Source organism: Microbulbifer maximicatervae (SeqCode) (assembly GCF_056232625.1).
In genome coordinates this window covers 1,933,382-1,950,832 of sequence record NZ_CP174324.1, presented here as the reverse complement: position 1 = coordinate 1,950,832, position 17,451 = coordinate 1,933,382, and the positions used below count along the sequence as shown (strand labels likewise).

Annotated in this window: 17 protein-coding genes; 1 reads left to right on the top strand and 16 read right to left on the bottom strand. The window is 45.8% G+C overall.

Annotated features, from left to right (window positions below):
* Positions 1–81 precede the first annotated feature (81 nt).
* From ACJJI6_RS08465 to ACJJI6_RS08390, 16 genes are all read right to left on the bottom strand, one after another.
* Positions 82–681, bottom strand: coding sequence for a glutathione S-transferase N-terminal domain-containing protein (locus tag ACJJI6_RS08465; protein WP_475713133.1), 600 nt, complete (start codon positions 679–681; stop codon positions 82–84).
* Positions 682–864: 183 nt separating this feature from the next.
* Positions 865–1,317 (bottom strand): hypothetical protein, encoded by a 453-nt coding sequence (locus tag ACJJI6_RS08460; RefSeq protein WP_444942126.1) that lies wholly within the window; start codon positions 1,315–1,317, stop codon positions 865–867.
* A gap of 909 nt (positions 1,318–2,226) precedes the next feature.
* Positions 2,227–2,952, bottom strand: coding sequence for a hypothetical protein (locus ACJJI6_RS08455; RefSeq protein ID WP_413665218.1), 726 nt, complete (start codon positions 2,950–2,952; stop codon positions 2,227–2,229).
* Between the two features lie 813 nt (positions 2,953–3,765).
* A complete protein-coding gene (locus ACJJI6_RS08450; protein ID WP_475713132.1) occupies positions 3,766–4,839 on the bottom strand; it encodes a hypothetical protein in 1,074 nt (357 codons plus the stop codon).
* On the bottom strand, positions 4,836–5,537 hold the full coding sequence (locus tag ACJJI6_RS08445) for an OmpA/MotB family protein (protein ID WP_413665220.1): 702 nt from the start codon (positions 5,535–5,537) through the stop codon (positions 4,836–4,838). Before ACJJI6_RS08445 ends, ACJJI6_RS08450 begins: the two co-directional genes overlap by 4 nt.
* On the bottom strand, positions 5,530–6,840 hold the full coding sequence (locus ACJJI6_RS08440) for a MotA/TolQ/ExbB proton channel family protein (protein ID WP_444905720.1): 1,311 nt from the start codon (positions 6,838–6,840) through the stop codon (positions 5,530–5,532). Before ACJJI6_RS08440 ends, ACJJI6_RS08445 begins: the two co-directional genes overlap by 8 nt.
* Positions 6,840–8,072 carry a class I SAM-dependent methyltransferase gene (locus tag ACJJI6_RS08435; RefSeq protein WP_475713131.1) on the bottom strand — a complete coding sequence of 411 codons (1,233 nt, stop codon included), beginning with the start codon at positions 8,070–8,072 and terminating at the stop codon, positions 6,840–6,842. The genes ACJJI6_RS08440 and ACJJI6_RS08435 overlap by 1 nt, the downstream gene beginning before the upstream one ends.
* A 70-nt stretch (positions 8,073–8,142) precedes the next feature.
* Entirely contained in the window at positions 8,143–8,757 is a 615-nt protein-coding gene (locus ACJJI6_RS08430) for a bactofilin family protein (protein WP_475713130.1), read from the bottom strand.
* Positions 8,758–9,819: 1,062 nt separating this feature from the next.
* The gene (locus ACJJI6_RS08425; protein ID WP_444957301.1) at positions 9,820–10,428 is read right to left on the bottom strand and encodes a helix-turn-helix transcriptional regulator; all 609 of its coding nucleotides are present in this window, start codon (positions 10,426–10,428) and stop codon (positions 9,820–9,822) included.
* 490 nt (positions 10,429–10,918) lie between these two features.
* A complete protein-coding gene (locus ACJJI6_RS08420; protein WP_444957302.1) occupies positions 10,919–11,704 on the bottom strand; it encodes a PhzF family protein in 786 nt (261 codons plus the stop codon).
* 182 nt (positions 11,705–11,886) lie between these two features.
* Complete coding sequence (locus ACJJI6_RS08415) at positions 11,887–12,615, bottom strand: hypothetical protein (RefSeq protein ID WP_444957303.1); 729 nt, start codon at positions 12,613–12,615, stop codon at positions 11,887–11,889.
* Between the two features lie 534 nt (positions 12,616–13,149).
* Positions 13,150–13,566: a YbaN family protein gene (locus ACJJI6_RS08410; protein ID WP_108732723.1), complete on the bottom strand. Its 417-nt coding sequence runs from the start codon at positions 13,564–13,566 to the stop codon at positions 13,150–13,152.
* A 239-nt stretch (positions 13,567–13,805) separates the two neighbouring features.
* Positions 13,806–14,642: an energy transducer TonB gene (locus ACJJI6_RS08405; protein ID WP_445358640.1), complete on the bottom strand. Its 837-nt coding sequence runs from the start codon at positions 14,640–14,642 to the stop codon at positions 13,806–13,808.
* Positions 14,639–15,073, bottom strand: a complete 435-nt coding sequence (gene exbD, locus ACJJI6_RS08400; RefSeq protein WP_108732725.1) for a TonB system transport protein ExbD — start codon at positions 15,071–15,073, stop codon at positions 14,639–14,641. The genes ACJJI6_RS08405 and exbD overlap by 4 nt, the downstream gene beginning before the upstream one ends.
* Positions 15,073–16,026, bottom strand: coding sequence for a tonB-system energizer ExbB (gene exbB, locus ACJJI6_RS08395; protein WP_444896751.1), 954 nt, complete (start codon positions 16,024–16,026; stop codon positions 15,073–15,075). The genes exbD and exbB overlap by 1 nt, the downstream gene beginning before the upstream one ends.
* Positions 16,027–16,057: 31 nt before the next feature.
* Positions 16,058–16,690, bottom strand: coding sequence for a biliverdin-producing heme oxygenase (locus tag ACJJI6_RS08390; protein ID WP_444896752.1), 633 nt, complete (start codon positions 16,688–16,690; stop codon positions 16,058–16,060).
* Between the two features lie 227 nt (positions 16,691–16,917).
* Here ACJJI6_RS08390 and ACJJI6_RS08385 point away from each other — a divergent pair, with 227 nt between their 5' ends.
* Positions 16,918–17,433 (top strand): sigma-70 family RNA polymerase sigma factor, encoded by a 516-nt coding sequence (locus tag ACJJI6_RS08385; RefSeq protein WP_282933363.1) that lies wholly within the window; start codon positions 16,918–16,920, stop codon positions 17,431–17,433.
* Positions 17,434–17,451: the final 18 nt, after the last annotated feature.

Genomic DNA, 17,451 nt, shown 5'->3' with positions numbered 1-17,451 from the left:
ACTACAAGGCTGGCTACAGCCAACCTTGTAATCGATGAGTTGATAAGAAAGTTCCAAAGCGACATTTGGTGACAGCTTTAATTACGGGTTTCTCCACTCTGCTGCCAGGTCAATTGCTTGCTGCAAGATTGGCCATTCCAACAGACTTTGCTGGTATCTGGTAGCTTTCTCGCTTAATGAGATATTATAAACATATAGTCTATAAGCGAGTATTGCGTAAAATGCGTCTACAGCCCCAGCAGAGCCGAACATGAAGGGCAGTTTTGCTTTCGAGAAAATATCTTCAATCCTTTTTAACTCAGCCTGAATTCCAGGGTTCATATCCGGAGAGGAGTTGCTTTTATCTAAAGTGAAAGGGCAGTTGCTTCTTAAGGCGATGAAACCGGAGTGAAGTTCAGCACATAGGCTTCTTGATTGTGCTCGCTCAATATTTGATGAAGGGTACAAGATGCCTTTGGAGAGTTCATTAAAATACTCAGCGATTGCCAGTGAATCATGAATGTAAGTACCTTCAAGCAACAATACAGGTACAAGTCCAGCTTGGGAATATTTAAGTACTTCGTTTTTGTAGTTAGGGCTGGAGAGGTCTATGGCTTTGATCTCAATGTCAAGGCCTGCGATTTGGGCGCATATCCAGACTCTTAAGGACCAGGTGGAATCAGTGCCTGTGATTAATTTCAAAACATGTACTCCTTTTTGGTGTTGCTGGAGAAAGTGGCAGGGTATTCAAGAGTATCCGAGAAGCTATATGTTGCCTCCCTTCGCGATATTTAGAATAGAGTATACAGAATCTAGCGTTTAAATATTATACTGAGACTTTCATACTGACTGAAAACTTAAGGGTGAATTTAGAATTAGTATTAATTAGTCAGATAGCTTCTTCAGTAGTTCAATAATGTTAGGTTTTTCATCTGTTTTCCTCATAAAATACCGGGGGTATACCTTGTTTAAGTCTGGACCTCTCAGCAGAAAAATAAATTCTTCGCCTAATGATGACCCTTGGATATTACCGAGTTGATAGTGCCACATTTCCCAAAGTTCTACGTAAAATTCCGGGGGGACATGATCAAGGTTGCTTTTAATTACACCATTTGGCATCAATTTAACATGGAGCCTAATCTTATTCCCTGATAAAGGACTGGTTCTCCCATCTGGATTAAAGGTAACTTCTCCGCTTGAGGTAATCATATCTACCTTTTGAACCAGAACATGTAGAACGTGATCGGTGCTTTCTAGAAGCTGTTCCAGTGTTGCAGGCTCTATAGATGTTCCATTTGCATAGCTAGAAAATAGTAGAAAGAAAATCAGCTTTTTCATGAGTATTATCTATTTTTGTAGGTTATACCAGGCGCAACAATGATTGCCTAGGGTGGAGCTTTTTAATAGCTGTTTTCGTCAGTAATGTTAGTATTTTTGTCTGGTTTCGATGGTTTTCTATTCTAGTCAGAATATAGAGAGTCAATTCACAGGCCGCTACTTACTTGTGCCTTATTACTCAGCGGTAGTTCAATAATGGCCAATCACATCATTGTTTACAAGGAGGTATCTCTATATTTTGGTGTTAAATCCTTTTTGGATTGGGTTTCGGTAGTTGCTATCTAGGGCTTTAGTAAGTGTTTGTTCGGGGGATGCCTGTGTCGAATCGTTGGTATGTGCGATAAAGGTTGTCGGTAAAAGAGTAAGTGTCAGAAGAGCGCTTGATAGAGTTTTATTATACCTTATATGCATCTTCATAAGCCCGAATAAATTGTTTAAAGTAAATACTGGATCTGTGTTTATCTACATGTTTTGTACCGATTGGTGTGCTCTGGAGTCTCAATACAGTCAAGGATTTTGGAGTGTTTCTATCAAATGGTTATTTTGAATATCACTTGTTTCACTGATTATTCTTTTCAAGAAGGTGCTAGAGGAGTGTGTATTGTGAAGTCTCTCTTCTCGAGTAATTGTAGGGTGTGGGTTGGGTTTTTATGTTAGATGGATTTCACTACTATTAATTCTAGAGGTTATGTTTGATTAGGCGTTCTGAAATATAGCCATTTAGCTGCTCCCAATATTGGAGGCTATATTTGTTATCTATTAGAAACGGTGTCATTGTGAGAGAAGCCCGTCAGCAATTCGTGTAGGTGGTGATTGCTGGCGGAAAATGAAAATTTGGATTATGGCTGAGTTTATCATCTGGGATCAGATGCATGTTAAATATTACAAAAGCAAGAGCTTTTGGGATTTCTAGATAGCAAGATTTCGAGCTCGAAAAATTCTGTCGCGAGGAACAAACTGAATGTGTAGGTCTCGAGAAACATTCGGTGCACTGATATGGGAATAATCTCCGGTAGCTGTAAATTTATACATTTGTAAGTTCCGTCCGGCAATATACCTTCCCAATCCCCAGTAACCCTGATAGTTAATGGCTTGATCATCGGGGATTTGGTTTGAAAGAGTGCTTATAGTACGAGCAACACGTCGGCCTCCAATCATGTTTCTCCCCATTCTTAACCCTGTGACATGCGCAGAACCTATAGGGATTATTCCTCCTGGGCGTCCGCCTATGTTAAAGTGGTGAATAATTCTTCTTGCTATTCCCTTTTGACGTTTTTCTGAAGATTTCCACTCTCCATTTCCTCTCCATGAATCCACACAGGCTATATCCCAACTTTTCCGAGAAGCTATATTGATTAATAGCGCTGATGTTTCAGTGTCAGTTACGCCACCCGCGAAATAGTCTTTTATCCTATTGGGGTAAGCGGAGAGAGTTCCTGCAGCTTTTATTTCATGCGGTGCTTCGACGAACAATGAGTGAGGCTGATCGCTATTATCAGCTATAGCTTCAGCTGCAAAGGAGAAACCGTGAGGTACATCATTGTGCGGCTCTTGGACAATCACTAGCCCTCCGGCTTGCAATGTGGCGCGAACACGAGCCTTTGCGTCTTGCAGGGTTATATTGTTTACTGGCATTTTATATCTCCATCTTGCTATAGAACGACTGGTTTAGCGTCGAATGTGCTCGGTGTATTTCTCGTCGAGTAGTACCTTTTTATTTGGCTTGGACACAACTGCAAAAGCAGGAGTTATCATGTTTCGGTTTTCGTAATGCATGTATTGCTAATCAAGTTACTCTTCATGAAAGTTAGGTTCAAGAAATAAATGCAACACCTTTCCAAATTTTGTCTTAGTTTGTGAGTTATTTCTTTCGGGGGTGTTTATTGCCCTGGGGTTTGTGTCCTTTGTGAGGTAGGTTCCCTTTTAATGTCCTGTAGTGTAGTTTTTATTAATATTGGCAATCTTGGAGATGGTCGTATCGAGTATGATTTCTAGGATAGATTTTTTGGTCTTTTAAGTCGGTTCTTCTGTGATAGATATTTTGGGCTAATTGTGTTTTTTCTGGTTTTCTATTGGTTATTTTCTATAGGGATAGCTTTTGTAAAAAAAGTAATCTACAGTAGAAAATCTTCTACATGTGTAAAGAATGAAGGGGTAGTGTGATCACATTATCTAATACTGCATCCCCTTACGGCACTCCGAGCTAAAAAGTTTAATTTTTTTTGTGACTTATTTGTAACCACATTTTTGGTCAAAAGTCTTGAGGTTCTTGGAATGGTTTTGTTGGATCCATAAATTGAGGAGGTGCTAATTCTCGGTGGGGTAGAAGAGAATAGATTTTAATCTGGGTTGATCTAGTGATGTAGAGAGCTACAAGATGAAATAGAGTTGCCAGTTTGGCCGATAAGTAACAAAAATAAGCTGCCCGGAGGCAGCACATTAATATAGCTAGTTGCTAAGTCCTAATTCCCGCTCAATCTGAGCCTTTCTCCAAACTGAGTAACTGGCTGGTATCTTTGCCTCTTTGGTGCCATCGGCAAGGATGGCGCGGCCGAGGTTTGGCCAGCATAGTACGGCCAATACCCTGGGCGCGATTACTTGGAAGACTTTGGGTGGCCCCATTAGGGATTTGAGTCTCTGTATTAATGGTAGCCAGGATGCTGGGACTACCTGTTCTGCGATCATCCATGAGGCCTGAGGATCACTACCCAGTTGCTTTGCCAGGGATTCGTAGCGCAATGTAGCGGCTCTTAGTGAGGCTTGGGGTGGTGCGAGTATGACGGCACGGGCCCTTCTCTCTGCACAGAGTAGGCAAATCTCTTTGGGGAGACCGCTACTTTCTGCAAGCTCTTGGTTGAGTGCCCATCCACCGGCTTTGATATCGCATTGGCAGATAGAGCAGTTATATTTCGGGTTTTCAGGGGTGAATACAGAACTAACTTTTTGGGGGCGTTCGCCATTTTTCCAGATGAGAGAGTGTCTTTTAAAAATATTGCTGGCAAAGTATCGGGTATAGGTCAGCCAGTCGATATTGGTCACATTGCCGAAACGGTCTTTGTGTACAACATCGGGAATATTGTGGCTGTAAAGGTGACGTAAGCAGTGAGGGCATGGCTTTAGTTGATCCTGGGGAAATGCCTTTCGCGCTTCGCTATAGTCACTGCTTATCCAAACCGGACCCTTATAGTTATTCACTATTGGGCACTTGGGGTAAATATGAACTTGGCCAAAAGAGTCCGGGTTTTGTTCCAGGCCAAATAAAAAAACCGGTATACCCCGGTAGCGCCAAGCCACAGGTACGCTGTCCAGATCACTTGAATCGAGTTGCATTCCAGTACGGATGGCTTTGGCTAAGCTGTTTCGATCAGGCATTTCAGACAAGCGCTGTGCTAACGGACGTTTGCCGGCTGAGAATGAATCACCATCGTTAATGACATAAGGTACTGATAGTGCTCGTGTGGCGTTTGGGAATGCTGTGATAGCCTGACGGTTTTGAATGGGTTGAAATTTTGTGAGGTTCACAGAGCTTCCTCAAGGATTTGCAGGATATGGCTCTCAGAGTCTCTAACTACCCTGAATGCTACCCGGCGAGAACGATCTGGATCTTCTACCCCATTTTTATCCAAGACTGGGCGAGCTGAGGAGTAACCGACAGCTGCTACCTTGGCCCGTACCAGGACGGCTTGCTGCGAAGGCAGTAATGAATGGGCATATTGCATTACGGCTCGGGAGCGCTGTTGGGAAAGTCGTAGGTTGTGGAAATAACCAGCTTCCGGTGCGGATTGATCTCCCCATTCAGAACTTGTGTGCCCTTCGATTTGGATTGCGGCAATGGAATCCATATAGGGCGTGAGCGCTTCGATGTAGCGAGGTACAAAGGAGGACATAATCTCGCGGGCATTGTCGCTCAGGGTAAAATCACCGGTTTTAAATAAGGCATCACTGTTATTAAAGGAGATGGCCAGGGTTTGCTTATCCAGAGACGCTCCCCAACGAGTTAAGTCGTGGGCAAATTCCTGTTGCAGAGTTTGATAGATGGCCAACTGGGTGTCCCGGTAAGACTCTGCGAGTTCGCGGATCTTGGCGCGTTCGTCGATAAGGGAGCGCATTACAAAGACGGCAATACAGAGAAATACCATCATCAGGCCAGCCATCATGTCCGATAGGCTAATCCATTGACTATCGCTGGACTCACTACTGGCTTGCGTGCTTTCAAACATGCGCCTCTCCAGTGACTCTCTGAGCTTGCGCATCGACTCTCTTCATTTGCTGGATGAGCTGACGGAAGTCTCTGGAGAATTCACCGCTTAACGTGCCGAGGGCATCGCCCATCGCTGCCATAACACTCTCTACCTCATCGCGCAGACGTTCATCCAGAAGTTCATATTGACGCTTGATACTGACATCGGCATTACTAAGATCGCGAGTAATCACTTGTGACAATTCGGTAATCATCTGGTTGTGAGTTTTGGCGATCAGCTGAGCTAGCTCGGCCATGGATTCCCGGTGACTGGTAGCCTGCTCGTGAATTGCTTTAGAGAAGTGGTTGGGGTCCATACTGGTAACCACATCGGCCAGGGCTACGACCTTACTGGTTCTTTGGTCGAATACTTCCGCCTGGGTCCTACTCAGGGAGATCAGGTTGGAAACCTGGGCCCCCAGTTGCTGTTGAGCTTGGTCAATTCCTCGGGTGAGCGCTTCAAACTTGGGTGCAATATCGGGGATCGATTGCTGTAGAACTTCAATAGAAGCTTGTTGCTCATTCAGCATGATTGATATCTGCTCTGCGTGATTGCGCTGCTGCTCTACCAGGGTCGGAATCACGTTGAAAATTTCTGGCAGCTCAGTAATACGCTGGTGTAACAGCAGAAGGTTTTCCTGAGCACCATTAATTTCATTGAGAAGAGTTGCAGTTTGGTCGCGGTAAATAGTTGCGAGTTCTGCGTGCTGCTGATGCTGATCTATTAGGGCTTGCAGGGCAGGGGATACGGCCTCCAATTGCTGGGTAAACTGCTGTAGGTTCTCACCCATCTGGGCATTCAGGCCGCTATTAAACTTTTCTACAACCGCAGTGAGTGACTGTAGGACTTCATCACTAATCTGTCGCTGGAATTTTGCCAGATCTTCGCGCTGACCATTAATAGCCTGCAATATGTCATCTGCTGTCGCTTTAGGGGCTTGTTCTTTAGTGAATATTTGAAAAATAGTTCGCAATATCAGGGACAGGAAGAGTCCCAAGATACTGGTCATAAAGGCGGTTTCCAGACCTTGCATCAGTTCTGAAATTGAGGTGTCAATATCGTTTAGATCAAATCCATAGATACCGATAATGATACCGATAAAAGTACCTAAAATACCGAGGGCAGTCAGTAGTGACGGCGTTTCCTTTACAAAGCGGGGAAACTTGCCTAAAGGGTAGAGGATTATGGCTATAGCACCAATGGCAAGCATGACCATAAGAAAGGTGTCGGTAACCTGTTCCGCAGACAACTTGGTTAACCAGTGATAGAAAAACTGGGTCATTATTTATCCTTTACAACTTTTTGCATTGTTATTTCGTGATAAAAAGGTCCGTTGGGTATTCGCCCGGTTCCCTGGCTGAGTACTTTCATCTCTGGTAGAGATTTCACAACATCGGTGATAGTGCGGAGCTGGGGCTGCTTACTACCCGAAGTGTGAATATAGGTTCCAACCTGGCCCGACTTTTGAATTTCAAATACACCACAGTTGACGGGAAGCTTGTTTTGCTTGAATAGCAAAAAGTGCATCACGCCACCATCACTGAGATATTGATGCAGGGCTTTAGTGATCAATTGTATTTGCTCGGTGGAAAAGAAATTGAGAAGGTCCCAGAGGAGGATGCAATTGAGATCCTTTGGTAGGGTTGCCTGTCGCAACGCGGCCTGAACGGCTTCTTCAAATGGCACTTTTCTGCTGGTTTGCCAAGCGAGCGATGAGTAAAAATCAGAAATAAACAGTTCGCCCACCTCCCTTTGGAGGTGTTCCATATTTCTCCCAGCCTTTTGCCCAATATCCAGAACTTTGCTGACCGGTGAGCGCTTGACGTGAGTCAGGGCTGTGTCCAGAGCGGTTAGCGAAATATTAGTAAGGCGGTTTTTTTGGAAAGCGGATACCGCTGCTGATGATCCACTGGCCATCACTGAAGTTGGCGATTTTACATTGCCATACTCAAACATTAATTCGATAAGGTCTTTACGCATCCCCTCTCTTTGTAGCAGGGAGGAGCGCAGGGAGAAGTTGCCCATAGTCTTCATTAAATTCAGGGATGAGTACCTATAAGTGGGCAGTGGTTCTTCCAGGTGGAGTGGTTCTGTATTGAAGGTAAAGCCAGAAAGTCGCTTAAAATCCGCGGGCCCCTTGGGCATAGTGCCGGTGTACAGCATTGTATGGAAAATGGTACGCGGCTTTAAGTGGGGTCGGATTTCCTCAATGAGCTTGGTAATAAGCTCAGGCTCCATAAAGTTGAATAGATCCCAGCAGAGCACCACATCAAGCTTGATTCGTTGGGGCTTTTTGGTGAGATATTCAGAAAGCTTAACGGCCCTGACTTCTTTATCGAGGGCAGAAGTATCCAGTAGCAGACTGCGTAAATCTTCGATAAATGTCTGGCAGGAGCGCTCCAATAAAGGCTGTGTGGTGCCAAACGAAAGGCATCCCAAATCTAAAACTTTACTACCTGGTTGAATGACTTCATCCACCAAAGCAGCAATACCAAATGAATGATGCTGCAACATATTTCCCACACCAAAACTAAAGCCCCGGCATTAGCCGGGGCCCATATTGAGGATTAACTAAGAAGGTTTCCTAGCTTTCCTCAGCTTCTTCTTCGGTCTCTTTAGTGCCGAAGAGGTAGTCGCTGGTGTCGGACAAGCGAGAGGAATCGCTCGTGCTCGTGGTGCTGGAGGAGTAGGTAGAGCTGCCGCGAGTACGGGCTGCGGGCTTCTCTTCTGCTGCGGGCAGGTCTGGGTGTACCAGGCGATCAGAGAACTCCTTGTGGCGCTCTTTCATTTCGGAATCAGTATCAACCATGTCCATGGAGCCACGGAATTTACCGCCGTCGTCCAGCTTGATTCTCGGTGCAATCAGATTTCCATTAACTTGTGCGGTGTTGCGGATTTCGATCAACTCATCGGCAAGGGCATCGCCATCCAAGGTGCCCTCTACAACAATATTTTTTGCGTGGATATTGGCAGTAACTGCACCGCCAGTGCCAACAGAAAGATTGTGACCAACCATGATCACGGTACCATCAACAGTACCTTCCACGTGCAGATCTTCGGTGCCTATCAGCTCGCCACGAAAGTTAATACCTTCACCCAGCACTGACTTGGAGCCTGAGCCCGAAAGAGGTGATTGCTGCTCAACAGCGCTCATGCCCGCTAAAAATGGTGTGGAGTCATTGCTTTTGTCAGTGCTCATAGAAATAAGTCTCTCTGTTTAGAAAAGTCAGCTGTTGCGTCGATTGCACCGATAACCGTGGTTACAGGGTTGTCGATACGTTGGGTTTTTGTTAAAACGGAAAATCAAAATTTTCAAAAGTGATAAGGCACTTTTAATGGCGGGTACAGATTATTTTGATACTGAGTAAAACCTATCAAAACAAACGGCCCTACATTAATGTCAAATTTTTTTCTTTGCTGTGAGTGTTTTGCTAAAAAAGAAAATTAGACTATCAGTGCTTTTGGTCACCTAAAATATCCCTGTCTCTGCCTTTTCCCTATTGTGCACATACCTTAAGAACGACTTCCTTTGTCCTTTTACAGTTTTCGTCTCTCTCGTAGAGTTGCAATGCCCGTTTTCTCGTGCTTGCATCAAGGTGAAGAAGAGGCTCTTCTGACCTTAAGCTACGATCGATTTTTGCGATTGCTGTTGATATCGCTATATTCTCGCTATTTACTTCAGGCTCGACCTGTAAGTAAATATTTACTTCCTTTTGTGGAGGGCATACTTCTAATTGTCTGCTGATGGGTATCGAGCCTATTGGCACAAAACAATATATGATTGGAATACTACCTACAGCGAGCTTACCAGCGTTTTCGGTCTGGCAATCAATCAAGCTGACCTCGACTTGAATGCGCTGAATTTAGCACGGATTGCATGCTAAAAGTGTGACTTGTAGCACCTTTTGGTCGTGATGATCGTCGTTTCTTGTTTTTTAATCCGCTAATGATTTACGGCTTAAAATATTGTTGCGATAGGCAATGTATTCCTATGTAAAGAATTGTTTATGTTGGCATTTGGATTAATGTCTGAGCCTTGCATTCTTGCGCTTTCAAAATTCTATCCTAAATGTAAGTGTGCACTTATTTGCAATGACTATTGGGTGTCCTCAGGAAGGCTGTTTTCACAGGGTGGAGCTGCAGGCAGTTTTTGCTAGGATATATATCACTCACCGCATACCTCTCAGTCCCACCCACAAAAAGGTAGGCCCAAGAGGTATTTTTGGTGGCGTTGGCAGGGGTGCCAGCCTTGCTGGGCTGGCTAAATTTCAGGGGTAATTTGGATTTTAAACGGAGTTCCGTTTGAAGTTTTAAACTCTACCTCTGCAGCTTGGTTGAACCCTGTCACCAGAATGGGACTTGCTATCTGCTTATAACCACTAGAAGCCCCAAATTCATATATTTTTGTCTGCAATCGAATTTGGTTTTCAGAAACTTGTTCGGCAGACACCTCGAACCTAAGTGTGTTTTCGATTTGGATTTCGCTTTCATCTCCTTCGTTATTGAGGAGGCGGACGGAGGCCAGGTTCTCGTTTCTGGTGCTAGCATCTACCTTAAGCATTATTGGAGAAGCTGACGATAAGGAGGTATACAAGAGTAAAGTCGTACCCAGGGCCAATATTGCGGTGAGATATTTTCTGCCCTGCTTGGCCATCGATATTTTTGGGTTTTCCTGAAGGATTATATCTATGGGCTTCAGTGAATATGCTGAAGATATTGCTTTTATTGAATCTTGAGAGGCATTTCCACTTTTTTCTATCCGTTGAATGGTTCTAAGGCTTAATGATGCAACATCGGCTAGTTGTTGTTGACTCCAAGCTCTAGTTGTTCTCAGTTTAATAATTTTCTTTGAGTTAACTTTCACTTCCATACTTCTGCCCTCTGAAAATAGAGCTCCATTTTCAAGGGGGCAGTCCTTATTGGTTACGATGTTCTTGCGACACCTACCTGACAGCTATACGACTTTGTCCAAATAATAGACTGTCTGTGCAACTTGCGGTCAATGGTGGGCGTGTTTGAAGGTTAGGTGATTCACTGATGTACTACAAGGGGTGCACAACCTTTAACTATTGCCCTGAATCCATATTCTGGGTCGGGAAGGCATCTATAGGCTCTAAGTTCTCACTTTGAGATAAGTAAAAGGCTAGGGAGTTGAGTCAGGTTGTAACTGGAGGTTCGGATAGTGGCTCTTCTGTTTTTTTGGGGGAAGGTTACCACTAAGCAGAGTCGAAGAGCTTTCAATGAGAACATGTAGCAAGATGACTTATGGAGTTCCTGAACAATTCCGTAATATCTCTGTGAGCCAGAAGCATCACGGATTTATTTAGAGGCTCCTTATATAAATTTAACGCTCCAAGCCATTAAATCTTAATACTGCCGTGAAGATAATCCACAGCGCCTCCCTTGAGAGAGACTCTGTTACTATGCAGTTCGCAGTGAATTAGTCCAGTCCGCTTGGAGAGTTGCTTAGCTAAAAGTACATCCTTTTTAAATTGTTGGCTCCAATATGGTGCCAGTTGACAGTGCGCTGACCCTGTCACAGGATCTTCGTTTACCCTTAATTTTGGATAGAAGCATCGGCTAACGAAATCAATATCGTTACTTGCTCCAGGAGCGGTAATGACAACTCCTCGTTTATCCAGCTGGGAAAGTTTTATAAAATTTGGATTTACAGATTTTAGATCGGTTTCGCTACCCAAGACAGCTATATAATCATATGCACACAGAACTTCTCGCGGAGTGACACCGAGGCCATCAATAAGAGCATCTGGTACTTCTGTGGATATCGGAATGCTAGCCGGAAAGTCCATGCTATAGACAGCTCCCGATCTCTGGACTAACAGTGGGCCGCTTTTTGTATCAAACTGGATGGTTTGGTCTGAGTATCTTAAATGAGTAAATAGAACGTGGGCAGCTGCGAGTGTGGCGTGGCCACATAAATCTACTTCTGCCTCAGGAGTAAACCACCTCAGAGAAAAGGAATCTTCATTTTTAACAAAGAATGCGGTTTCAGAGAGGTTGTTTTCCTCAGCTATCTTTTGCAGCGTCTCATCCGCAAGCCAGTTATCAAGAGGGCACACAGCAGCAGGATTACCTTCAAATACCTCGGAGGCAAAGGCATCTACTTGATAAATTGCTAGTTCCATTAGTTTTTTCCTTGAGTAATAGATGCTATTTTCGGTCAGTATAAAATTATTGTGATAGTTGGTGTGTTTATGCCAGATTGCTTTGTGGTACCAATTTTCTAAGGCTAAGGGAAGCTAGGATACTTATACCTGGGTGTCCTTTAGGGCGGGTCTTCAAAGTCCACAGAGATATAGCTAATTATTTACAGGCTCTCTAACTGCGCAAAGCGACGTTCGTAATAAAGCAGGCCGTTGGATATACGCATAATCTCAAGAAGGTCTCCAGAAGAAAATCCAACAACAATTTTAATCGGTGCTTCTTCACTGTATTGGAGAAGTTGTTCGTTTTTGCAGAGTTCTCGTGCTAGGAGGGATGTATAGCATAAGCTGAAACCAATGTATCCGTCTCTATTTAGGTGTTTCGGCTTGTTAGCTCCTTTACACAAGGCTGCAATATTTCTCAAATATCTCGAGCCCAAATCAGAATTCGAATATATCCAATCCCGTCTGCTTTTAAATAGTTGAGGAAGTAGTGTTAAGCTGATATCCGGGAATTCCCGGCCGATACTATCTCTGAATTCACGCAGCTCGAAATATAGGACTGAAGGAGGAAGCGAGTCCCCAGCAGCTACCAGTTCTGTATCGAACCATGTTTGGGCTAGGTCAAGTTCATCAGTTCCTAGCATAGTGGGCAGCTTTAGCCATGCCAAATTGGGGGTTCGGCCATCAGCCCAAAAAGAAAGGTTTTCAAGGCCGTCTTGGATGGATTCGTTTTTTTCCAGCGTATCGAAAATCACTTCATAGTATTCAGCTATAGACAAACCCCGAACTCCTGTCATATCCCATTTTTGCTTAGTATATCGATCAAGCAAGCCAGTGGGGACGTTTTTGGCTTTTCCTTCTGATTCAGCAGTATATGCGCTGGGGCGCAATCTAAAACAACCATCCCGTTCGAAATGAAATTCCAACAAAAGCAAAGAGAACGGACAGTACTGTAACTGGGATAATATGGTATGCCAGTGCAGAGAGATTTTTTTCAGAAAGATTTGGAATGATTCGCAGCCTTGCGTCAATTGCCAGTAAGAAAGTGCATGCCAAAAGAATCAGTTTGAAGGATATCAGGCGAGAAATTGGATTGGAGAAGTTGAACCACTGAGATAAGTCAGGCAGTAAGGTATATGAGAGATATAGCCCGGAGAGTATTTGGATGAGCAGGGCGGGGATGCCAATCTTTTCGTAGCTGCTTTCAAACCGGGAAAGAAAAGCTACATCCTTATCCCGTAAAACTTTGGGTAGTATTGTGCAGGCAAGTATCAGATGCCCACCGGTCCAAATTGTTGCACCTAGAAGGTGAAAAAAAAGTACTACGTTGTACATCCTGTCCCCCAGACAAATCCTTGTTGGGGGACTATAGCGCTAAAATCTACGGGTGTCTGCTGCCAAATAGGGGTAGAAAGTAGCGTTGTCTACTCCCTGGGTTCCGGCCGGGACCAAATCCAGTAGGCGCCGCAGCTGATGCCGCCAATGGTAAAGCAAAGAAGGTAAATATTACTGATATGAAGGATGGCAAAAGCTAGGGATATAGCCATTGTCAGGCTGGCCAGTAACTTGGTTCTGCGGCTTACATAACCACTGCGCCAAGTCCGCAATAGATGCCCAAAGAGATGGTGTTCTTCGATCCATTGGTGCAGGCGCTGGGAGCTGCGTGATGCGGCCCAGGCACCGAGGACAATAAATACAGCCGACGGCAGGCCGGGAAGAATGGCTCCGATAATGCCAAGGGCGATAAAAAAGCAAGCAGCGGCGCCCCACAGCCAGCGCATCCAGCCCTTTGCCAGCGGCGGGGTGTAGGACATTACGCTGTCTTCAGTGGATTCTTTCATTCGGTACCTCTACCTTCTAGCTTATTGCAGTAGTTGTGCATCAAAAGTAACAATATTTGTCCGCTTGGTCTGCTTGCTCATAAGCAGTTTGCCCAGCACCTAGTAAATAGAGTCAGCAGGCCGATAGGTCGCTAGTGCAGGGTAACGGATTATGTGGATGATTTCCTCTGTCCAGGGAGGTGACTTTCTGGTTTATGTGAAACCAGGCCTCCCAGTTCTGAGAAAGCAATTTATTTTGGTTAACGAATAAAAAATTCGACCGGAACGGCCATTGTCAGAGGATCACCGGGTACCTCTTCTGGTGGTCTAGGCAGTGGTTCTGCCCTGCGCACCAAGGCCACGACTTCTCGGTCGAGAGACGATATGCCACTGGCTCGGTGCAGCTCAACCTTTAGTACTTTGCCTTTTCTGTCCATCGTGAATTGTACCCAGGGAATACCTTGTTGACGCCGTATTTGGGCGCTACGGGGGTAGCGTTTTCTTCGCTCAAGGTGAGCCTGTAATTGGTTCTGCCAGGTTAATCTGGCTTGTGATTCCCTCTGGTTTAAGGCGCCCACTTCCGGTGCCGCAGCTTGCTCTGCTTCTGCTACATCTGCCGCGAGAGGGGCTGATGTTTCTTCAACAACAGTTTCTCCAGTAGCCTCTCCACTGGAGTCTTGTTGCTGTGCGATTTCTTTCTCTTCCACTGGCTCAGGGGTCTCTTCCTTTTCCTCCGTGGGGGGCTCCTCTTCGGGCTTCTCAATGGCAATTTCCGAGGGGGCTTCTGGCAAAATAACAGGCTCTGACTGCGCAGAGGTTTTTTGTGGCTCGTTGCTCTGCTGGTTTGCGGGAGAGGATTCCTGTTGTTGAGGACCTACCGGTAGCGACGTGGGTGGTGCCACTGGAGCGGCTACCATACTGACTTCAAATACCTGTGGTGCTGCAGCGGGCGGCAGCGCCAGTTCGGATTTGGGCTGCCATAAAAAATAGACGGCAATAAGTCCGTGAAGGGCTAGGGCGCAGCAAAAGGCGCAGAGCGATAGAAAAAATCGCGGACGCCTTGCAGATTTTACCTTCGGGCCAGCCAAGAGGCTCATTGGTTTACGGTCGCCGGTTTATCCAGGCCTACCAGAGCGATTTTCTGGTATCCGGCACTGGCAAGGCGGTTCATCAGGTCCATCAAATCCCCATATTCCACTTTGCTGTCGGCACGCAGCAGGATTTGCTGTTCTGTGCCAATTTCATTTGCCTGGAGTTCAGCAGCCAAGTTCTCCCGCACAATAACTTTGTCCTCACCGAGAGTCAGGGTGAGGTCCTTTTGCAGGGTGAGATATTTCGGATCTTCTGCCTGGGGTTGTTGTGGAGCTGTCGCCGAGGGTAGATTGACGGGCACGCTTACAGTGGCCAACGGAGCCGCAACCATAAAAATAATTAGCAATACCAGCATCACATCGATAAAAGGTGTGACATTGATATCGTGCTGTTCTGGCAGTTCTTCGCTATTGCTGCTGTTGAGATTGAATGCCATTAGTTGACGCCCTGAACCTGCGGTACTGCGCGCTTTTTATTCGCGCTAACCAGTTCGGCGAGCGGGCGCGCATTTGGATGGTGGCGATCCAGGTCCCGACTAATCAGTACCATTAAGGCGGTGACGTTATCGGCCAATACCGCGCGATAATTGCCGATAGCCCGGGAAAAGTAGTTGTAGATCACTACCGCCGGAATCGCAGCAACCAGGCCGATCGCAGTTGCCAGCAGGGCTTCCGCAATACCTGGAGCCACTACGGCCAGGTTTGTGGTTTGGGTTTTTGCGATACCGATGAAGCTGTTCATGATGCCCCAAACAGTTCCAAATAGACCGACAAAGGGGGCGACGGAACCGATGGTTGCCAGAATTCCGGTGCCACGGTTCATGTCGGTAGCGAGAGAAGCCTGGACTCTTTCCAGGCGAGCCAGAACACGTTCTTTTAAGCCGTCATCTGACACTGGGCCACCTGAAGATAAGTTGAGTTCGTGGCGACTCGCTTCTACCAATAACAGGGCACCGCCGGTTTGGCCTGAAAGCTTTGATTCGGCATTTGCGAATGTCTTGCTTTGGATCAGGGTTGCCAATAATTGTTTGGCCTTGCGACGTGTTATTACCAGCTGCACGGTTTTAAAAAGCCAAATCGCCCAGGTTAAAACAGAGGCCAAGAGTAGGCCGATCATTACGCTTTTAACGACGATATCCGCGGCGTGATACATTCCCATGGGAGATAAATCGTGTGCGCTGAAAGCGGTATCTCCAATGTTGGAGGTTGCAGTCGAGGTAGAGTTGTCTTGATTTTCTTGCAACCCCACGGAGGTTTCCACATCTCCCTCGAGAACTATTTCTGTATTGCTTTGTTCGCTTGAGTTGGAATTATTTTCCTGCGCTAAAGCCGGCAATGGGCCCAATGTGCTGCCTAGCAGGCACAATAAAATTACAGTCCAGATTTTCATTACCGACTCCTGGCTTCAGGTGAAAAATAAATTAGGGTGTAGCGGGCGCTAATAATTGTTCGACATTTTGTCGTGCAAAAGCAAAGGCTTGTTTGGCCCCATTGAGGGCTATTTCTTTTTGCTCTTGGTTGAGTGCAAGAGCATCTAACGCAGTTTTGAATTGGCGCCAGTGTAACCCGCGACCGTCTTCATGTCCTGCCAAGTGGCGTGCGCCGAACTCTTCTGATAAATCCAGATGTTTGCGCGCGTACTTGAGAAGGAATGCCGCTCCTAAGTTGGAGCCTTCAACTACGTAGAGCCAGCCCAGTGCAGAGTGGAAATCAGTAATTGTGACTTCTGCTGCGGCTTGTTGATCAGCTTTTAAATCGCTCTCGGGCATTTCGAAATCAGCACAGTCCTGGAGGACTGCTTCAGAGCGGTCTCTCTCTTTCAGGCCGGGCAAAAAATTATTTAATTCGTCACTTTGAAACCAATCAGACACCGCTTGATGCAGTCGCGACTGCGTGCGAACAAACAGTGCATATCGCTCGCGATTGGAAAATGGTGACAGGGACATAATGCGTTTATCTAGACTCTCGTGGGTCGTATTAGTGCCTTCTTTCAGCCAAGCGGAAAAGGTGGGCTCTGTCGGTTCAACGGATTGGCATTCTGCTGGATTGCTCACGGGATTTTTCCAAAACAAATTAAACAATAACCGCCCGGTTATTCCGGTGGCTTTGTAATGGGTGACGGACCAAATTCAAATTAACCCATCCCGTTGATCAATATTTTTTGAAAAATTCACCGGGTTATTCCAAATTGATATAACATTCTCAGCTCAGCTACTTTAAATGAGAATAGATATCATTTACAGTCCCCGCCCTCAAAAGATTACAGCGCAAGGTCTGAGTTTTGGCCCCGGAAACCCCTTCAACCCCAGGATTTGATGAGCTTTACCAAGAGCACCACGAGTGGCTTGTCCGTTGGATAGCGCGCCGAACTTCCGGTGTTGATAATGCCCAGGATTTAGCTCAGGACACTTTTATTCGTCTGCTGGATAGGCCGAGCCTGCCTGCGGGAATTCGAAGTCCGAGGGCCTGGTTAACCAAAGTGGCCGGGAACCTGCTGATCGACCAAGCCCGTCGCCAAGTGCTGGAGAAAAATTATTTAGCGCTGCTGGAAAATTTGCCGGAACCGGAATGTCCCTCCCCAGAAGATAAGTGGGAGCTATTGGGGCTTTTGGAGCAAATTGATCAATTGCTCAGTGGTCTGCGCCCGATAGAGAAAACGGTATTTCTAATGGCGAGACTAGACGGCTTAACATACCGCCAGGTGGCTGAGCAGCAGGGGCTGAGCCTTTCCTCAGTAGAGAAATATATCGCAAAAGCCATGCTCAAGTGCTATGCCGCCGCGTACGATAACGAATAATTTTCTATGGACTTGGAA